This is a genomic window from Aestuariivirga sp. (assembly GCF_044238155.1).
In the GTDB taxonomy this organism is placed as follows: Bacteria; Pseudomonadota; Alphaproteobacteria; order Rhizobiales; family Aestuariivirgaceae; genus Aestuariivirga.
Map to the genome: position 1 here is coordinate 1 of NZ_JBIIDX010000076.1, position 16,019 is coordinate 16,019.

12 protein-coding genes and 1 pseudogene are annotated in these 16,019 nt (G+C 56.7%); 11 read left to right on the forward strand and 2 right to left on the reverse strand.

Translation table 11 applies throughout. The annotated features are described in order from the left end of the window. The 3 genes and pseudogenes from ACILRN_RS09500 to ACILRN_RS09510 all read left to right on the forward strand — a co-directional run. Positions 1–311: pseudogene (locus ACILRN_RS09500) on the forward strand (metal ABC transporter permease); the annotation flags it as partial. A gap of 9 nt (positions 312–320) precedes the next feature. Further along, a complete protein-coding gene (locus tag ACILRN_RS09505) occupies positions 321–1,025 on the forward strand; it encodes a phosphatidylserine decarboxylase (RefSeq protein ID WP_395687681.1) in 705 nt (234 codons plus the stop codon). Continuing rightward, on the forward strand, positions 1,025–1,843 hold the full coding sequence (locus ACILRN_RS09510) for a CDP-alcohol phosphatidyltransferase family protein (protein WP_395687683.1): 819 nt from the start codon (positions 1,025–1,027) through the stop codon (positions 1,841–1,843). The genes ACILRN_RS09505 and ACILRN_RS09510 overlap by 1 nt, the downstream gene beginning before the upstream one ends. Before the next feature lie 146 nt (positions 1,844–1,989). Here the strand turns inward: ACILRN_RS09510 and ACILRN_RS09515 are convergent, their stop codons facing one another. Beyond that, on the reverse strand, positions 1,990–3,207 hold the full coding sequence (locus ACILRN_RS09515; RefSeq protein ID WP_395687685.1) for a trans-sulfuration enzyme family protein: 1,218 nt from the start codon (positions 3,205–3,207) through the stop codon (positions 1,990–1,992). A gap of 129 nt (positions 3,208–3,336) precedes the next feature. On the opposite strand from ACILRN_RS09515, the gene ACILRN_RS09520 reads away from it, so the two are divergent. From ACILRN_RS09520 to speB, 8 genes are all read left to right on the forward strand, one after another. Further along, a complete protein-coding gene (locus ACILRN_RS09520; protein ID WP_395687687.1) occupies positions 3,337–5,907 on the forward strand; it encodes a hypothetical protein in 2,571 nt (856 codons plus the stop codon). Positions 5,908–6,195: 288 nt separating this feature from the next. Beyond that, positions 6,196–7,530 carry an aspartate aminotransferase family protein gene (locus ACILRN_RS09525; RefSeq protein ID WP_395687701.1) on the forward strand — a complete coding sequence of 445 codons (1,335 nt, stop codon included), beginning with the start codon at positions 6,196–6,198 and terminating at the stop codon, positions 7,528–7,530. A 132-nt stretch (positions 7,531–7,662) separates the two neighbouring features. Then, the gene (locus tag ACILRN_RS09530; RefSeq protein ID WP_395687688.1) at positions 7,663–8,742 is read left to right on the forward strand and encodes a PotD/PotF family extracellular solute-binding protein; all 1,080 of its coding nucleotides are present in this window, start codon (positions 7,663–7,665) and stop codon (positions 8,740–8,742) included. A 60-nt stretch (positions 8,743–8,802) separates the two neighbouring features. Beyond that, on the forward strand, positions 8,803–11,121 hold the full coding sequence (locus tag ACILRN_RS09535) for an aminotransferase class III-fold pyridoxal phosphate-dependent enzyme (RefSeq protein ID WP_395687690.1): 2,319 nt from the start codon (positions 8,803–8,805) through the stop codon (positions 11,119–11,121). A 69-nt stretch (positions 11,122–11,190) separates the two neighbouring features. Beyond that, positions 11,191–12,063 carry an ABC transporter permease gene (locus ACILRN_RS09540; RefSeq protein ID WP_395687691.1) on the forward strand — a complete coding sequence of 291 codons (873 nt, stop codon included), beginning with the start codon at positions 11,191–11,193 and terminating at the stop codon, positions 12,061–12,063. Continuing rightward, a complete protein-coding gene (locus ACILRN_RS09545) occupies positions 12,063–12,911 on the forward strand; it encodes an ABC transporter permease (RefSeq protein ID WP_395687693.1) in 849 nt (282 codons plus the stop codon). Before ACILRN_RS09540 ends, ACILRN_RS09545 begins: the two co-directional genes overlap by 1 nt. A gap of 5 nt (positions 12,912–12,916) precedes the next feature. Further along, positions 12,917–13,999: an ABC transporter ATP-binding protein gene (locus tag ACILRN_RS09550; protein WP_395687695.1), complete on the forward strand. Its 1,083-nt coding sequence runs from the start codon at positions 12,917–12,919 to the stop codon at positions 13,997–13,999. 4 nt (positions 14,000–14,003) lie between these two features. Then, entirely contained in the window at positions 14,004–14,999 is a 996-nt protein-coding gene (gene speB / locus ACILRN_RS09555) for an agmatinase (RefSeq protein WP_395687697.1), read from the forward strand. Here the strand turns inward: speB and ACILRN_RS09560 are convergent. Next, positions 14,989–16,019, reverse strand: a 1,031-nt coding sequence (locus tag ACILRN_RS09560) for an NADH:flavin oxidoreductase/NADH oxidase (RefSeq protein WP_395687699.1), incomplete at its 5' end; no start/stop codon positions are given. The genes speB and ACILRN_RS09560 overlap by 11 nt on opposite strands.

A 16,019-nucleotide genomic window follows, 5' to 3' on the forward strand; every position in this document is an offset into this window, starting at 1 on the left:
CTTCGGCGCTGGACAGCTTCACCGAAAGCCAGATCCAGACTGCATTGCAGACGGTGTCGGAAAATCGCACCACACTTGTGATTGCTCATCGATTGTCAACCGTTGTTGATGCCGATGAAATCCTTGTTCTCGACAGGGGTGAAGTTGTGGAGCGTGGCACGCATGCCGAGTTGCTCTCCATTGGAGGGCTTTATGCCGCCATGTGGAACCGTCAGCGTCAGGCAGAACAGGCGCGGGAAATCCTGAAGGAGGCCGAAGACGAGGCCCTTATCGGTTCCGCGCCGCTTTCCAAATCCGCGTTAAACAGCTAGAAGCCTCGTATGTCGATCGCCAAGTCCATCTCCGGGGTTCTTGTGCCCGTTCATCCTGAGGGCTACAGGTTCATTGCGGCCTTCGTTGCCGTGACCGCTCTGCTGTTCTGGTTCCACGCGGGTGTGCTGGCCTGGGTGGGCGTCCTGCTTACCGCTTGGTGCGCATATTTCTTCAGGAACCCTGAACGGACCACGCCGCTGCGCGAGGGGCTGGTCATATCGCCAGCTGACGGGCGCATCAGTTCCATCATTGAGACGGTTCCTCCGGTGGAACTGGATCTGCCGCGTGAGCCTGTGACCCGGATATCTGTTTTCATGAACGTCTTTGACGTGCATGTGAACCGCTCGCCAATCGATGGATCAATCAGTCGTATTGCCTATGTTCCCGGGCTGTTCATCAATGCGGATCTTGACAAGGCATCCCTCGACAACGAGCGGCAGGCTCTTACGCTCGAACGGCCCAATGGCCAGCGACTGGGTGTTGTCCAGATTGCAGGGCTGGTCGCCCGCCGTATCGTGAAGTTCGTAAACGAGGGCGAGTATCTTTCGGCTGGACAACGATTTGGGTTGATCCGGTTCGGCAGCAGGGTCGATGTTTATCTGCCGCCCGGCGCTCGGGCGCTTGTTTGTATTGGCCAGCGCGCGATTGCGGGTGAAACGGTGCTGGCCGATCTCAACTCGAGCGAGCCAGAGCGTCAGGGGCGTAGCAGTTGATGGACGACGGTCCGGCCAGGATTGACAAGGCTCTTGACGGTGGAACTCGTCAGCCACGCTTCCGCATGGTACCTGTGCGCTATCTTCTGCCTAATATGATTACACTTCTCGCCTTGTGTAGCGGCGTCACGGCGATCCGCTTCGCACTTGAGGCGCGCTATGAACTTGCGGTGGCAAGCGTGATGCTGGCCGTCGTTCTCGACGCAGTCGATGGCCGTCTCGCACGCCTTCTTAAGGGGACCTCCCGTTTTGGCGCAGAGCTTGACTCGCTGGCTGACTTTGTGAATTTTGGCGTAGCACCTGCAATTCTTGTTTATGTTTGGTCACTTAATGCCCTCAAGACGTTGGGCTGGGTCATTGCGCTGGTGCTTGCCATGAGTTGCGCACTTCGGCTCGCACGGTTCAATGTAGCGCTTGACGATCCGGCAAGGCCAGCCTGGGCAAGTCAGTTTTTCAGTGGGGCCCCGGCACCGGCGGGTGCCACGCTGGCGCTGCTGCCTCTTTATCTCGGATTTCTTGGGGTTATCGATGATGGCCACCGCTGGGCCTTGGTGATTGGTCCCTACGTAGTGGTGGTTGCGCTTCTCATGGTCAGTCGCATCCCTACGTTTTCTGGCAAGAATGTCGGGCGCATTCCAGGTGACAGAGTTCTGCCGGTTCTGGCCTTTGCCGTGCTGGCCGTCATCTTGCTTATCGCCTACCCTTGGGAATGTCTTACCGTCATCAGCCTTGGCTATCTGGCGCTGATCCCGGTAAGCCTGCGAGCATACCGACGCCACATGCTGGACGATGGTGTCGCGCGCCAGTCGAAAGGCTGACTTGCCGTACCTGCAATCAAACTTGTCTGACGAGACGTGCCTGAAGGCCGGGAAGAACTCAGAGGAGTCCGCCTAACGTATTGTTTTGTATTGAAAAGTAATTTTTTATGACTGGCGGGAGCAATCTCTAGCTCCATCATGCTGCGCTATAGGACGCGTTCAAGATCGGTGATCAGATCTTCGGCATTTTCAATGCCGACCGAGAGCCGAAACACCCCATCTCCGGCGTATTCGCGATACCGACGCCGTTGTTCCGCATCGTGACGAAACGTCGAGTTCTGAATATCATCAGTACCGATCCAGTAGATGAGGCTTCGGTGATGGCCGAGAGAGACAGCGTAATGGATGATCTCAAGCTCGCTCACCATGCTTGCCGCAATGTCTGATCCCCTCGCGTGGGTTTGGAAGGTCATCATTCCCGAGAAGTTTCGCATCTGCCGGACTGCCAGTTCATGCTGAGGGTGAGAGGGCAATCCTGGATAGAGAACCCGGCTGACGGCAGGATGGCCTTCAAGGAAGCTTGCTACCTTGAGTGCGGCCTCCTCATGCGCACGCATGCGGATAGGCAGTGTTGCAGCGCCACGCAGAATGAGCCATGCATTAAAGGGGGATAAGATGCCCCCAAAATGAACGTTCGCTTCAAGTCGAAGAGACTCAAGATCCTGTCGGCGGCCGATCACTGCACCGCCCATGGCATCGCCATGACCGCCAATGTATTTAGTGAGCGAATGCACCACGAAGTCGGCACCAAGCGCTAGGGGCTGTGTTCCGATTGGGGAGGAATAGGTGGAATCGACCGCCACGTCGCGCACACCCCTGTCGTGAGCAAGTCGAGAGAGTAGGGCGATGTCGCAGAGCTTCATGGTCGGATTGGCCGGCGTCTCGAGCCAGAGCATGCGTGTGCTGGGCCGGATTGCGGCCACTACCTCTTCCGGCCTCGAGAGATCCACATAGGACACATCAATGCCGAAGCGGGGAAGCGTATCACGCGCGAGTTCGGCTATTCCCACATAGTTTGCATCGGGGATTATCAGATGGTCTCCGCGGCTTAGCCGCCCGCAGATCAGGGCATGGGCTGCCGCCACACCCGAGGCATAGCAACAGGCAGCTTCCGAGTTTTCAAGCGCCGCCAGTTTTGCTTCCAGCTGGGCCACCGTGGGGCTGCTGACCCTGCCATAGACATGGCCTTCGTAGCCCTGCTCGTCGCGGGCCGAAAAACCTGTGAGCCGCTCGGGCGCAAAGGTGACGGACATCACAAGGTTGGGTGAGGACGCCCGGGTGGCGGGATCGATGAATTCGCCGGCATGAACGGCCGTTGTTTCGGTTTGCCAGTTACGGTTGCCGCCGGGGCGTTGGGCCGTCATGCGGTTCTTCCTTTCAGATTGCTTTGTCCTATGATGCCGGAGGCAGAACGAATCCGCAACGTCGGCAGCAAGGGATATTCGCGGCAAATCATGACTTGGGATCAACCCCATTGGAGCGGCAGGCCGCACATGGCCAGTAGAGCGCGGCCAAAGCTGCGGCCCAATGTGTTTGCCCGTCTGGCGCGCTTTGCGGCCCTTCGCAGCGCCACCATCGTGCTTGTTGCCGGTCTGCTCGGGCTTGCCTGCGCAGCCTTCGCTCTGATGAAAATCAGCATCGATCCAGACAGGCCTCCAGTCATTTCGCTTGACGAGCAAACCGCAGACCGGCAGGCCGAGCTTGATCGGCTGTTTCCTGGCGTTGAGCAGACATTCCTCGCAATCGTCACGAGTGGCGACCCGGAAACTGCGCGCCAGCAGGCGCTAGCGCTTGCTGCTACACTCGGTGAGAGGACGAAGCTGTTCGTATCGGCCTTTGTGCCAGGGACGGGCGAATTCTACGAACGCAATGCACTGCTTTACCGGGACGTGGCAGATGTCCGTGCCAGGGTCAATATCCTGCTGCAACTGGAACCGCTTTACCATGCGCTTGCTGCTGCGCCGGACTTGCCTGGCTTCACGGCGCTGGTTTCAGAAATCGCCAATGCCGTTGAGCAGGGGCGCTCGCCCCCTGGCCTTGCAACAGTGCTGCAAGCCGTGTCGTCCATCATTGAAGGAGAAGTGAAAGGCAAGTCACGACCCTTGCGGTGGTCTGCACTTGCCGGAATCGATGGTCAAGTCCAGGCCAAGCGATGGTATGTTCTCGCCACGCCAAGGCCCGGCATGGAACGTGAGGCCGCCGTGGCTGCCCGTCAGGCATCCAATGGCATGGAAGGCGTAAGCTGGGTGTGGCCGCGCCGCGCACTGGCCACTGCACCGAATACACTGCGAGACTTCGTCGTTCCTGCAGCGCTGTCCGTTCTGCTTGTGACGACGCTCCTGGCCGGGGTCCTGGCGTCTTTCCGGCAGTCGGCGGCAGTCATGGGATGCGCTGCGATTGTGCTAAGTGGGACAGGTGCTGCCGTGGCTCTTATGGATGGGCCGCTTGATGGCGCAACCTGGTCTTTCGCACTTGCCGTGCTTTCGCCCGTCCTGCTTTCAGGCTCGGTTGTGGCAACCGCTTACGGCCATGAGCGAATGCGGGGACTTTCGTCACTGCAAGCGGTGATGATGGCCGCCCAACGCCAGGGTGGGCTTGTGTCGGCTGCGATAGCTGTTATTGCCGCAATCTGGTCCGCCTGGCTGTTTTGCCAGTTGCCGTCGCTCAATAAATTCGCGGCAATTGCCTTGTTCGGTGGAGCACTTAGCTGGATAGTGTCGGTTATTGTGCTGCCAGCCGCTCTTCAGTTTACGGCGTCCAAAGAGCCCGAAGTTCCGCTGCACTGGCTCACTGAGGAAAAGGCCATGGAGGCGGCTCGTTATTCGGCGCGTTCCTACGATGTGGTTGCGATACTCCTGCTGGCAGTAGTTGTCTTCTCCGCGGTCTTCTTGCCTGCCATCCGCTTTGGCGAGAGCCAGTTGCCTGCCAAGCCGCCTCCACTTCTTGAAACACCAGATGCCCGCGGCTCGGTGCATATTCTAGCCGCACAAGAGCAGGTGTCCGAACTGGTGGCACGCCTGTCGGCTCTGCCAGAGGTAGGTGCGATCCGTACCGCCGAACAATTCCTTCCCGTCAACGCAGCCGAAAACATCTCTGAATTGAAGCGTCTTGCGGCCTTCACACCGTTTATGGCCATGTCGCGCAAGTCCGTAGATGAATCTGCCCGGCGTGAAAGCCTCGTGGAACTGCAGGAGCATCTCTCAGTAATCGCCGACGCTTCCGCCTCAGCGCCCGAGTTGCGCGCCGCAGCAATTCGGTTGCGCCGTGCAGTTAGCCTTTTCATCAAGTCAAGCACTGAGTCAGAGACTGCACTCGAGCAATTGGAGGCGGCCCTGTTCAGCGATCTGGGAAGCGTGTCGAAACTGGCTGAACGGTTGATTGTCCTTGTGCCACCAGCTGTGAGCGATCTCGAGCCCCGCCTGTTGCGACGTTTTGTGTCAGAGCAGGGTATCTGGCGCATTGAGGTCATGCCGCGCAATGGCACGGGAGAGCTCTCATTCGCTGCAGCTGTGCGCCGTGCCGTGCCTCAGGCGGCTGGCCAGCCCATTGTGTCGCTGGTGCAGAACGAAATCGTTCATCACGAGGCAAGCCTTGCCTTTGCCATGGCTCTTGGTGTCGTGGCCATGGTTCTGCTCTTGGCGACCCGCAGCATTTCTGCATTCCTGGTATCGGTTGCACCTTCCATCGCCTTTCTGACGCTCACGGCCGGAGTAATTGCCTATCTTGGCATTCGCCTCAATGTGGCAATGCTCGCTGCCATGACCACTGGTATCGCGGTGCTGATTGCCAGTTCCCTGCTTTCGGCCCGAAGCCTTGCCCGAACAGGCGCCCTTGTTTCTGCAACTGGACTTCCTGGGCGTGCCATTCTGCTTCCACCTCTTGCGGTCGCGGCGGCTGCTGGCCCACTGGTCACGTCATCCAGGCCCGGCATCGTGGAACTGGGGACGGTGGCAACGGTTTTCATCCTCATCGTTTGCCTTTTGGCCTGGGCACTAGCGCCTGCTCTTGCGCGGTGGGCCGGAGCACTGGTCAAGCCCAGGAACGGGAACGCGACAGTGAAGTGACGCAGACCTTCCTCAGGCAGTTGCTTCGGTTCATCTGCGATGGCATAAAGGTCGAATGTGTTTTCATGTGACCATCTCAGGGGCGATACTTCCCGTTTGGACCAAGACCGCATACGACGAGGTGATGCTCCGTTGCGCTCGAATTGGTTTCAAGCCCTAGTTCTTCCGAGCCTGATGCATTAACCTGGCTCCCACGCGGGGGCGACATGCTTTTCATTTCAAGCGGGAGACTTCCCCATGAACGTCCTTAACAAGAACATCGATATCGCCGAGGTCGTCCGCCGCGACATCGAACATCACTTCCACCCCTTTACTGACCATCGGGCCTTTCACGCGGAAGGTGGCCCACGGGTGATGACCCAGGCTGACGGGATCTACATCTGGGATGGAAAGGGAAACAAGATTCTCGACGGTATGTCGGGATTGTGGTGCGTGAACGTAGGTTATGGTCGTAAGGAGCTTGCGGAAGCCGCCTATCGACAGATGCTTGACCTGCCCTATTACAATACTTTCTTCAAATCAACGACTGTGCCGACAACAGAGCTGGCTGCGAAGATCTCTTCCGTCATGCCCGAACGGTTCAAGCATATCTTCTTCACAAATTCTGGCTCTGAATCAAATGACACGATCGTACGTTTTGTCCGTCATTACTGGAAGCTAAAAGGTAAGCCCTATCGGCAGCATTTCATTGCACGTATCCGAGGCTATCATGGATCGACCATGGTGGCTGCCAACCTGGGCGGCTTCCAGGGCATGCACGAGCAGGTCGGGACAGAGTTGCCCGGTTTCCATCACGTGCAGCAACCGCATTGGTTTGATTTTGGCGGTGACAAGACACCTGAAGAATTTGGCCTCGATGCTGCCTCGGCAGTCGAGCGCAAGATCCTGGAAGTGGGACCCGACAATGTTGCCGCTTTCATTGGCGAACCAATTCAAGGGGCAGGTGGCGTCATCATTCCGCCGGACACCTATTGGCCTGAAGTCCAGCGTATCTGCCGGAAGTATGGCATCCTGATCATTTCCGATGAGGTGATCTGCGGATTTGGGCGCACCGGAAACTGGTGGGGTTTTCAGTCGATGGGTTTCGAACCAGACATCGTTCCGATGGCCAAGGGCTTGTCTTCCGGCTATTTACCCATCGGTGCCGTGGCCTTTGCTGACCATCTCATTAGGGATTTTTTTGATCTCGGTGGAGAGTTCTACCATGGAATGACTTATGCCGGCCATCCTGTGGCATCTGCTGTGGCACTCCGCAACATTGAGATCATCGAGCAGGAAAAGTTGGTCGACAGGACCCGTGAGTTGGGCCCTTACTTTGCTGCTGGTCTGGCGTCCCTTAGAGATCACCCGATCGTTGGTGAAACACGTTCCATGGGCCTTATTGGTGCAATTGAGCTCTCGAACGACAAAGCGAGGCGCGGCCGTTTCCTAAAACCAGGACGTGTGGGCACCCTCTGCCGCGACCACAGCATACGGAACGGTCTGATCATGCGTGCCTGCTGGGATACCATGGTGCTGGCGCCCCCTCTGGTTATCAGCCGACAGGAGATTGATCGACTTGTGCAACTGGCGCGTGTAGCCTTGGACGCCACTTATTCGGACATCAAGTCTGAAGTCGCTTGAACTCTTCAGCTTACGCGTTTTTCAGTTGCGCCGTGGTTGGTTGTGGTTAGTCTTGACAGACGTTTTCGAGCCGTCAACGCACCGGGCGGTGGAATCGGACGGTGCAACATTTTCCGAGAGGGATAGTGTCAGATGCCGAGATTTCGTCCGGGTTATCGCCCGAATCGCCGTTCGCTGATTAAGTCGGGAGCTGCAGCCCTAGCCGGGCTTACCTTTCTGCCTCGGTTTTCGCTGGCAGAGGAAGAGAAGAAACTCAATTTGTACAACTGGGATACCTATATCGGGGAGAGCACCCTTACTGATTTCACCAATGCCACGGGCGTTGAGGTCAAGCTGGATCTCTACGCCGACAATGACGAATTGTTTGCCAAACTCAAGGGTGGCAACCCGGGCTATGACGTGATCGTACCGACAAACGACACGCTTGAACGCATGATCAAGGCTGACATGGTAATCCCGATTGATCATGCAAAGATCCCAAACATGACAAATATCGATGAGCCCTTCAAAGATGCAAGCTTTGATCCCGGCCGCAAATATTCAATTCCCTACATGTGGGGTACGCTTGGAATAGGCTACCGCAAGTCCGCAGTGAACGGCACGCCAGACAGCTGGAAAGTCCTTTATGATTCAAACGAATATGCGGGTGCAATCTCATTGCTTGGCGACCAGCAGAATGTGCTGGGGGGCGGGCTGAAATATCTTGGCTATTCGTGGAACTCTACCAATCCTGACGAACTCAAGAAAGTCGAGGAACTTCTGATCAAGCAGAAGAAGAACATCAAGGTATTTGCCAATGACAACGGTCAGGATCTGCTTGCGGCAGGCGAGGTGAAGCTGTGTCAGGAGTGGAATGGTGACATCAAACAGATCATCGCAGAGGATGACGATGTTGATTACATTGTTCCTCAGGAAGGGTCGCTGCTGTGGCAGGACACTCTGGCGATTCCCAAAGGCGCCCCCCACCCCGAGAATGCGCACGCCTTCATGAATTTTGTACTTGATGCGGAAGCCGGCAAAGAGATTGTTGAAACCATCATGTATGCCACTGCCAATAAGGCAGCAAAGGAACTGATGCCTGAAGACTACAGGAACAATCCGGTTGTCTTCCCGCCCGCAGAGATCATCGCCAAATGCGAGCCTGGTCTTTATCTTGGTGAAGAAGCGACCAAGCTACGCGACGAGATCTGGACACGTATCCGCGCGTCCTGACAATGAGTGCGGGGCGGCTGTCAAACTCGCAGCCGCCCTGCTTTTTGGCTGAATGGCTTCATGCTAGATGAACTTCGCCCGCCGCACGTTCCGAAGGCCGTGATTCGGGCTTTCGCTGAAGCCTTCTATGGCATCTCCGGCGACCTGACCCCGATGGAGGGTGAGCGGGATCTCAATCACCGGATTGGCCATGGTGAAGGCGGTGGCTTTATCCTCAAGCTTTGTCAGCCAGCTGAAGGTGTGGCCATTCCTGAGTGCCAGGCCGCAGCCCTCGAGCACATTGCGTCGGTTGATCCGTCGCTCCCGGTTCCACGCCTTGTTCGTGCCCGTGATGGCAGCATGCTCAGTTCGCTCAGTCATGGTGGCATTGATTACCCGGTCATGGTTCTTGAATGGCTGGAGGGCAGGGTGCTGGGTACAGGCACGCTCCGCGCGCCACGCCTCTTTGAACTCGGGTCAATGCTGGCGCGACTTGGCCTCGCGCTTCGTGGCTTCGTCAGTGGTGCGCCAGCCCAGCGCGAACTGGTATGGGACACTTCGCGTGTTTCGCATCTTGCGCCATATATCTCCTGTCTCGACCCGCAGGACCAAGATATGGCGAACCGCATTCTGGCGTTCCATGCGGGCGTGACTGCGCCTGCCATGCGCAAGATGCGAAGCCAGATCATTCACGGCGACATCCATCCCTATAACGTGCTCATACAGGCTGATGGCCAGGTAAGCGGCTTGATCGACTTTGGTGATATGGTGCATGGCCCGTTGATCCTCGACCTTGCCAATGCTGCCAGTGACTTTCTGTCACCTGACCAGAAGGTAGAAGAGACTATCACTGCACTGGTGAAAGGTTATCACAGTGTAATACCGCTTGAGGAAACGGAGGCAGATGCGCTCGTCGACCTCATACAGGTGCGGCTATTGATGACCCCGCTCATTGATGCGCTGAAGCGAGCTCATGGCATCAGTCCCCAGGGATACTTTGAAGGTTTCAACGGCCGAAGTCTGCCGATGATCCGGGCTCTGGAGCAGTTTGGCATTGAACGGCTGCGCAGTATAATACGCCGTGCGGCGGCGTTTCCTGCCCAGCCTTCCCGCCACCCAGCAACTCTCGGGGATGCTATCGCACGTCGACGTCGCGTGATGGGTGAAAAGCTCTATGTCTTCTACGATCCACCACTGCACATCATCAAAGGCGAGGGTGTGTGGCTCACCGCCTCCGATGGGCGGCGCTATCTTGATTGCTATAATAATGTACCGCATGTCGGTCACTGCCATCCCTATGTGACGGCTGCGATTGCGCGGCAGGCTGGCATTCTCTGTACCAATACACGTTACATCACCGACCAGTCTGTCGAGTACGCTGAACGTCTTGTACAGCTTGCGGGCGATGACCTCACGGCCGTTGTGTTTGTCAACTCGGGAAGTGAGGCGAATGATCTGGCTTGGCGGATGGCCAAGGCCTTTACCGGTAGCACCGGCGGACTCGCGATGGATTTTGCCTACCATGGTGTGAGCGAGGCCATCGATGCCTTTTCACCGTCCAATTCTCCGGGGCATTGGAACGCGCCACATGTGAGACTGTTGCCGCCACCTGATACCTATCGTGGCCCCTACGGATCAGAACAAAAAGATGCAGGCCAACGCTATGCCGCCCTTGCCGATCCGTTGATCGACGATCTGTTCCAGAAGGGATTCGGCCTTGCAGCGGCGATGATTGATTCCGCCTTCATGACGAACGGTATGCTGGATGCTCCTGCTTGGTATCTTGCTGGCATCGTCCAGAAAGTCCAAGCGGCGGGGGGACTTTTCATTGCTGATGAGGTCCAATCTGGATTTGGGCGCATGGGCAGTGCCTTTTGGGGTCACAGTCATCATAAGGTCAAACCAGACTTCATCACGATCGGCAAGCCAGCCGGGAATGGCCATCCGATCGGAGCGGTGATAACCCGGCCAGATATCCTATCTCATTTTCTGTCGTTCGGCCCCTTCTTCTCGACCTTTGGAGGCAATAATGTTTCATGCGCGGCTGGACTGGCAGTTCTCGATGTGATCCGGGACGAAGAGCTGGTAGATAACGCCTATCATTGCGGGAATTACTTGCGCGAGGGGTTGAGAGACCTAATGGATCGGCATGCGATCATTGGCGATGTGCGAGGCGTAGGGTTGGCTACGGGAGTAGAGTTGGTCAAAGACCGTGCCAACAAGAATCCTGCCGCCTCGGAGACCGCACGACTTCTTTCGCTCCTGCGTGATGAGGGTGTCCTGATCGGTAGTGAAGGGAAGTTCGCAAACATCCTGAAGATCAGACCGCCGATCGTATTCACGCGCGATCATGCAGACCTCGCCGTGGCGGCGGTGGACCGGGCCTTGGCCCGGCTTTAGCCAAGGGTTGCCGGACGGTCTGGCGTGGGTTAGGTTCCCACGGAGCTATCGAGGGGGAGCGCGCCGATCGTGGAGTCATGGAAACAGAACCCGCGTGTTTTCTGGACTTTGGGCCTGCCGCCGTCGCTATGGCTGTTGCTGTTTTTCATCATCCCGCTCGGTTTCTTGTTCGTGATGTCATTCAGCGACAAGGCGATCATAGACGGCGAAGTATCGATCACGGCTTATGATTATCTGACCGGTTTCGGGAACTATATCCGGTCGGTTGACCCGCTCTACCTTGGGATCATGTGGAAGTCGGTTTGGGTTAGTGCTCTAGCCACCGCATTGTGCCTCGTCTTTGCCTATCCAATTGCCTTTGGCATCTGCTTCGCGCCGGATCGTTGGAAACCGCTGTTGCTGCTTCTGGTGGTTTTGCCATTCTGGATCAATCTTCTGATCCGAACATATGCATTGATCGCAGTGTTTCGTACCCAGGGCTACGTCAACAAGATACTGGGAGTTGTCGGGTTGGGCCCTTACGAGATGCTCTACAACAACTTCGCGGTCATTTTTGGGCTTGTCTATGTTTATATGCCTTTTATGGTGTTACCGCTCTATGCAACCATTGAGCGGCTGGACAGGTCTTACCTCGAGGCAAGCCTCGATCTTGGAGCCTCTCAGTTCCAGACTTTTCGCAAGGTCACGATACCACTTACAATGCCGGGCATCATCTCTGGCATCATTCTTGTCTTCATTCCGTGCCTGGGTTCGTTCCTGACGCCTGACTTGCTTGGTGGCGCCAACGCTCTTATGATCGGTAATGTCATCGAGCGCCAATTCAAGGCTGCAAATGACTGGCCCTTCGGGGCTGCTCTCTCATTCCTCTTGATGTATGCGACCTTTGGTGCTCTGGCGCTGCGCTATCTATTCAGTTTGCGCAGCAAGGGAGTGGACGTCTGATGGCTGCTCGGCTCAAACCGGGGCAGGGCCCTCTGGATTATGGTAGCAGAGTTTGGCTGAAGGTGTTGTTTGGCGCAATTTTCTTTGTTCTTTACGCACCAATCGTCACGCTTGTTGCATTCTCGTTCAACACCGACAAACGCGGCGTGGTGTGGCGCGGCTTCACGCTCGACAACTACGTCAAGGCGTGGAACAACGCTTCCCTGATCGAGGCACTTAGCAATTCGCTGGTGATAGCTCTAATCGCTACAATGTTGGCGACGATATTGGGTGCACTCGCAGCGTTGCTTCTCTGGCGCTTTCGTTTCCCATTCAAGGGTGGCTATGAGGGATTCATGGCGCTGCCCATCGTAATTCCCGAAATTTGCATGGGCGTCGCCCTGCTTTTGTTTTTCGTCAATTCTGGCATGATGGAATTTTTCGTCCATCTGCCATGGCCGCTCAACCTCGGCAATATCATCTTCGCTCATGTCACGTTCTGTTTTCCCTTTGTAGCTGTCGTCGTGCGCTCACGACTGGTTGGCTTTAATCGGCAGTTGGAAGAAGCATCCAAGGATCTCGGGGCAAGCGAATGGCAAACATTTTGGTCGATCATCGTCCCTTACATGAAGCCAGGGCTCATAGCCGGTGCCTTGCTGGCGTTTACCCTTTCGCTGGATGATTTTGTGATCACCTTTTTTACGTCGGGGCCGGAGACCGTTACATTTCCAGTCAAGGTCTACTCGCTGGTACGCCGGGGTGTTTCACCTGAGATCAATGCAGCCTCGACCGTTCTCATTGTCATCACCGTTCTTGCAACTGTCATTGCCATGAAACTTCAGGCACCGCCGAAGGCGGATAAAGGTTAGAGGATATGTCCGACATCATCGTCTCAATTCGCAATGTCACGAAAGCTTTTCCGGGTGGGGTCACAGCTGTTGACAACGTCTCGCTTGACATCGCGCAGAATGAGTTTTTTGCCCTGCTTGGACCGTCAGGCTGCGGCAAGACGACCTTGTTGCGCATGATTTCTGGTCTCGAAACACCGACCGCCGGACAAATCGTCATCGGGGGTGAGGACATGGCCTTTACGCCGCCAAACCGGCGTCCGACCAACATGGTGTTTCAGTCCTACGCTGTGTTTCCGCACATGACCGTCGAGCAAAACGTTGCCTATGGACTGAAAGTGACAGGCGTGCCGACTGACGAGACCCGGCGCCGTGTCGGTGAGGCGCTGGAGATGGTGAAGTTGCAGCAACTGGCTGGCCGTAAGCCGGATCAGATGTCTGGCGGTCAGCGGCAGCGCGTGGCGCTGGCGCGGGCTCTCGTCAAGCGGCCAAAAGTGCTTCTTCTTGATGAGCCGCTTTCTGCGCTCGACGCAAAGCTCCGTGACGACATGCGGATGGAGTTGACGCGACTTCAGGAAACGGTTGGCATCACATTCATCATCGTGACCCATGATCAGGACGAAGCGCTGTCGATGGCCAGCCGGATAGCGGTGATGGACAAGGGTGCCGTGCAGCAGGTGGCAACGCCGGCTGAGCTTTATGAAAGACCGAGAAACCGTTTCGTTGCTGATTTTATTGGAAAAGTGAATTTGGTTGAAGCGCGGGTGTTGAGGCAGATCGGCCGCAAGCTGGATTGTGAGGCACGCGGGCTAGGCCGTCTCGAGCTGGTGAGCGACGGACTGGTCGGCGGCCAGATCGTTGTTGCAGTAAGACCTGAAAAGCTCAAGATATCGCTCGGTGAGCCGCCTGGTGGCATTCGTGTGCGCGGTCGGGTTCAGGCTATAGCCTACTATGGTGATACCAGTCACCTGACCATAGAGACAGGTGAAGGCTTAAACCTTTCGGTGAATGTCCAGAATGATCGTAGGGTAGGTGGTGCAGGAGTGGAGCGTGGGCAGGCTGTATGGGCGCATTGGGCGCCTGAAGATTCCATCGTTTTGACGGAGTAGGGACATGTCCCTCGAGATGAATCCAAACGGCCCCCTGCCAGGCGACAATGCGTTTCGTCGTGATAAACTCAAAGGCACGCAGTGGGAGCCTACTTATGCGGGAGCGCTGTCGTTCATGCGCCGCAGGTACACACGCCAACTCGAAGGTGTCGATATTGCGGTGACGGGTGTTCCATTTGACCAGGCCACCTCCCATCGTGCTGGCGCGCGGCTGGGTCCGGAAGCAATCCGGAGGGCTTCAGCTGAGAACGCATGGGGACCATTCTGGCCCTGGAACTTTGATCCTTTCGACACGCTAGCTGTTGTAGATTACGGTGATTGCTTCTTCGACTGGGGTCGAAAGGACGAGTTTCCGCAGCAGTTGGAGCGTCATGCATCGGAAATTCTTGCCTCGGGTGCAGAGATGATCTCGCTTGGTGGTGATCATTACGTCACGTATCCCTTGTTGCGTGCGCACGCCAGGAAGCATGGGCCGTTGTCGCTCGTACACTTCGATGCGCATCGGGATGTGGAGCCTGATGATGGTGGGCGGATCGACCATGGTACCATGTTCGGCTATGCGGTGCAGGAGGGCCTGATCGATCCGCGGAAATCGGTTCAAATCGGAATACGCACGGTGTTTGCTGGTGAGCGAACCTATGGGTTTCGTATCGTCTACGCCGACGAGGTTCATGACAGCACACCAGCAGCGGTCGCCGCTATTGTAAAGGAGATCGTCGGCACTCATAGGGCCTATCTGACCTTCGATATTGACTGTCTCGATCCATCCGCAGCGCCAGGAACCGGTACGCCCATTCCCGGTGGATTAACCTACCACCAGGCAGCCTCCATCATCCGGCGCTTGGCTGGCATCAATTTCGTCGGGATGGACGTTGTTGAGGTATCTCCCCCTTATGACCAGTCCGAAATCACGGCTTTGGCTGCTGCCTCACTGGTGATGGAGTATCTCTGCCTCAAGGCCGCCGCGCGTGGTGCAGTGGCCGTGAATCTCAAGGAGTGATCCCCAGCGCACGATCTTTGTTGCGCACGGCATAACCCGCCTGGAGCGGCCAGCCTGCATAGCTGTCCGGAATTTGCAGTTCGCGCATGGCGTGAAGCGGCCAGTTGGGGTCATCGAGGGCCTGCCTGGCCAAGGCCACGAGATCAGCCTGTTGAGTGTCGATGATCTGGCTGGCGTCTCTTGCGCTTGTGATCAAACCTACCGCAGCGGTTGGCACGTCTGCACCTTGCCGGACGGCAGCTGCAAGCGGTACCTGATAAAGGGGAGCCACGGGAGCCCTGGCGCCATCAAAACCGCCTGATGAACAGTCAATGACATCATAGCCCAACGTCTTGAGTTCCCTGGCATAGACAATGCTTTCGTCGACGCCCAGACCGCCTTCGAGCCAGTCGGTCACTGAAATACGGACAAAGGCGGGTTTTTGCACCGGCCATGCCATTCTCACTGCCTTTGCAACTGACAGTGGAAACCGCATCCGATTTTCAAGGCTTCCGCCGTATTTGTCAGTGCGCTTATTGGCCAGTGGCGACAGGAATTGGTGGAGGAGATAGCCATGTGCGGCGTGAAGCTCGATCATGTCAAAGCCGGCCGAATTTGCTCGGTGGGTGGCATCAATCCAGGCGTTCTCAATCTGTGCAACGCCCGCTTCGTCCAGAGCCTCTGGAAGGGCATAGGTTGGAGTGTGTCGTTCCGCCGAAGGTGCTACTGGCGTCCAGCTCGCGAAGCCCAGCGCTGTCCTCTCTGCTTGCGTTTCTGTAAAGGCGCCGCGCCACGGTATCGGAGATGAAGCTTTCCGGCCCGCGTGTGCAAGCTGTATACCCGCCGCAGCACCATTATCGTGCAGAAAGTCAACAATGCGGCGGAGGGGAGCAATCTGTGCGTCCTCCCACAGGCCAAGGTCGCCATAGGTGATGCGCCCTTCCGGCGAAACGGCTGTTGCCTCGATCATGACCAGACCAAACCCGCCCAAAGCAAAGCGGCCAAGGTGGACGAGGTGCCAGTCATTGGCATAACCGCGCC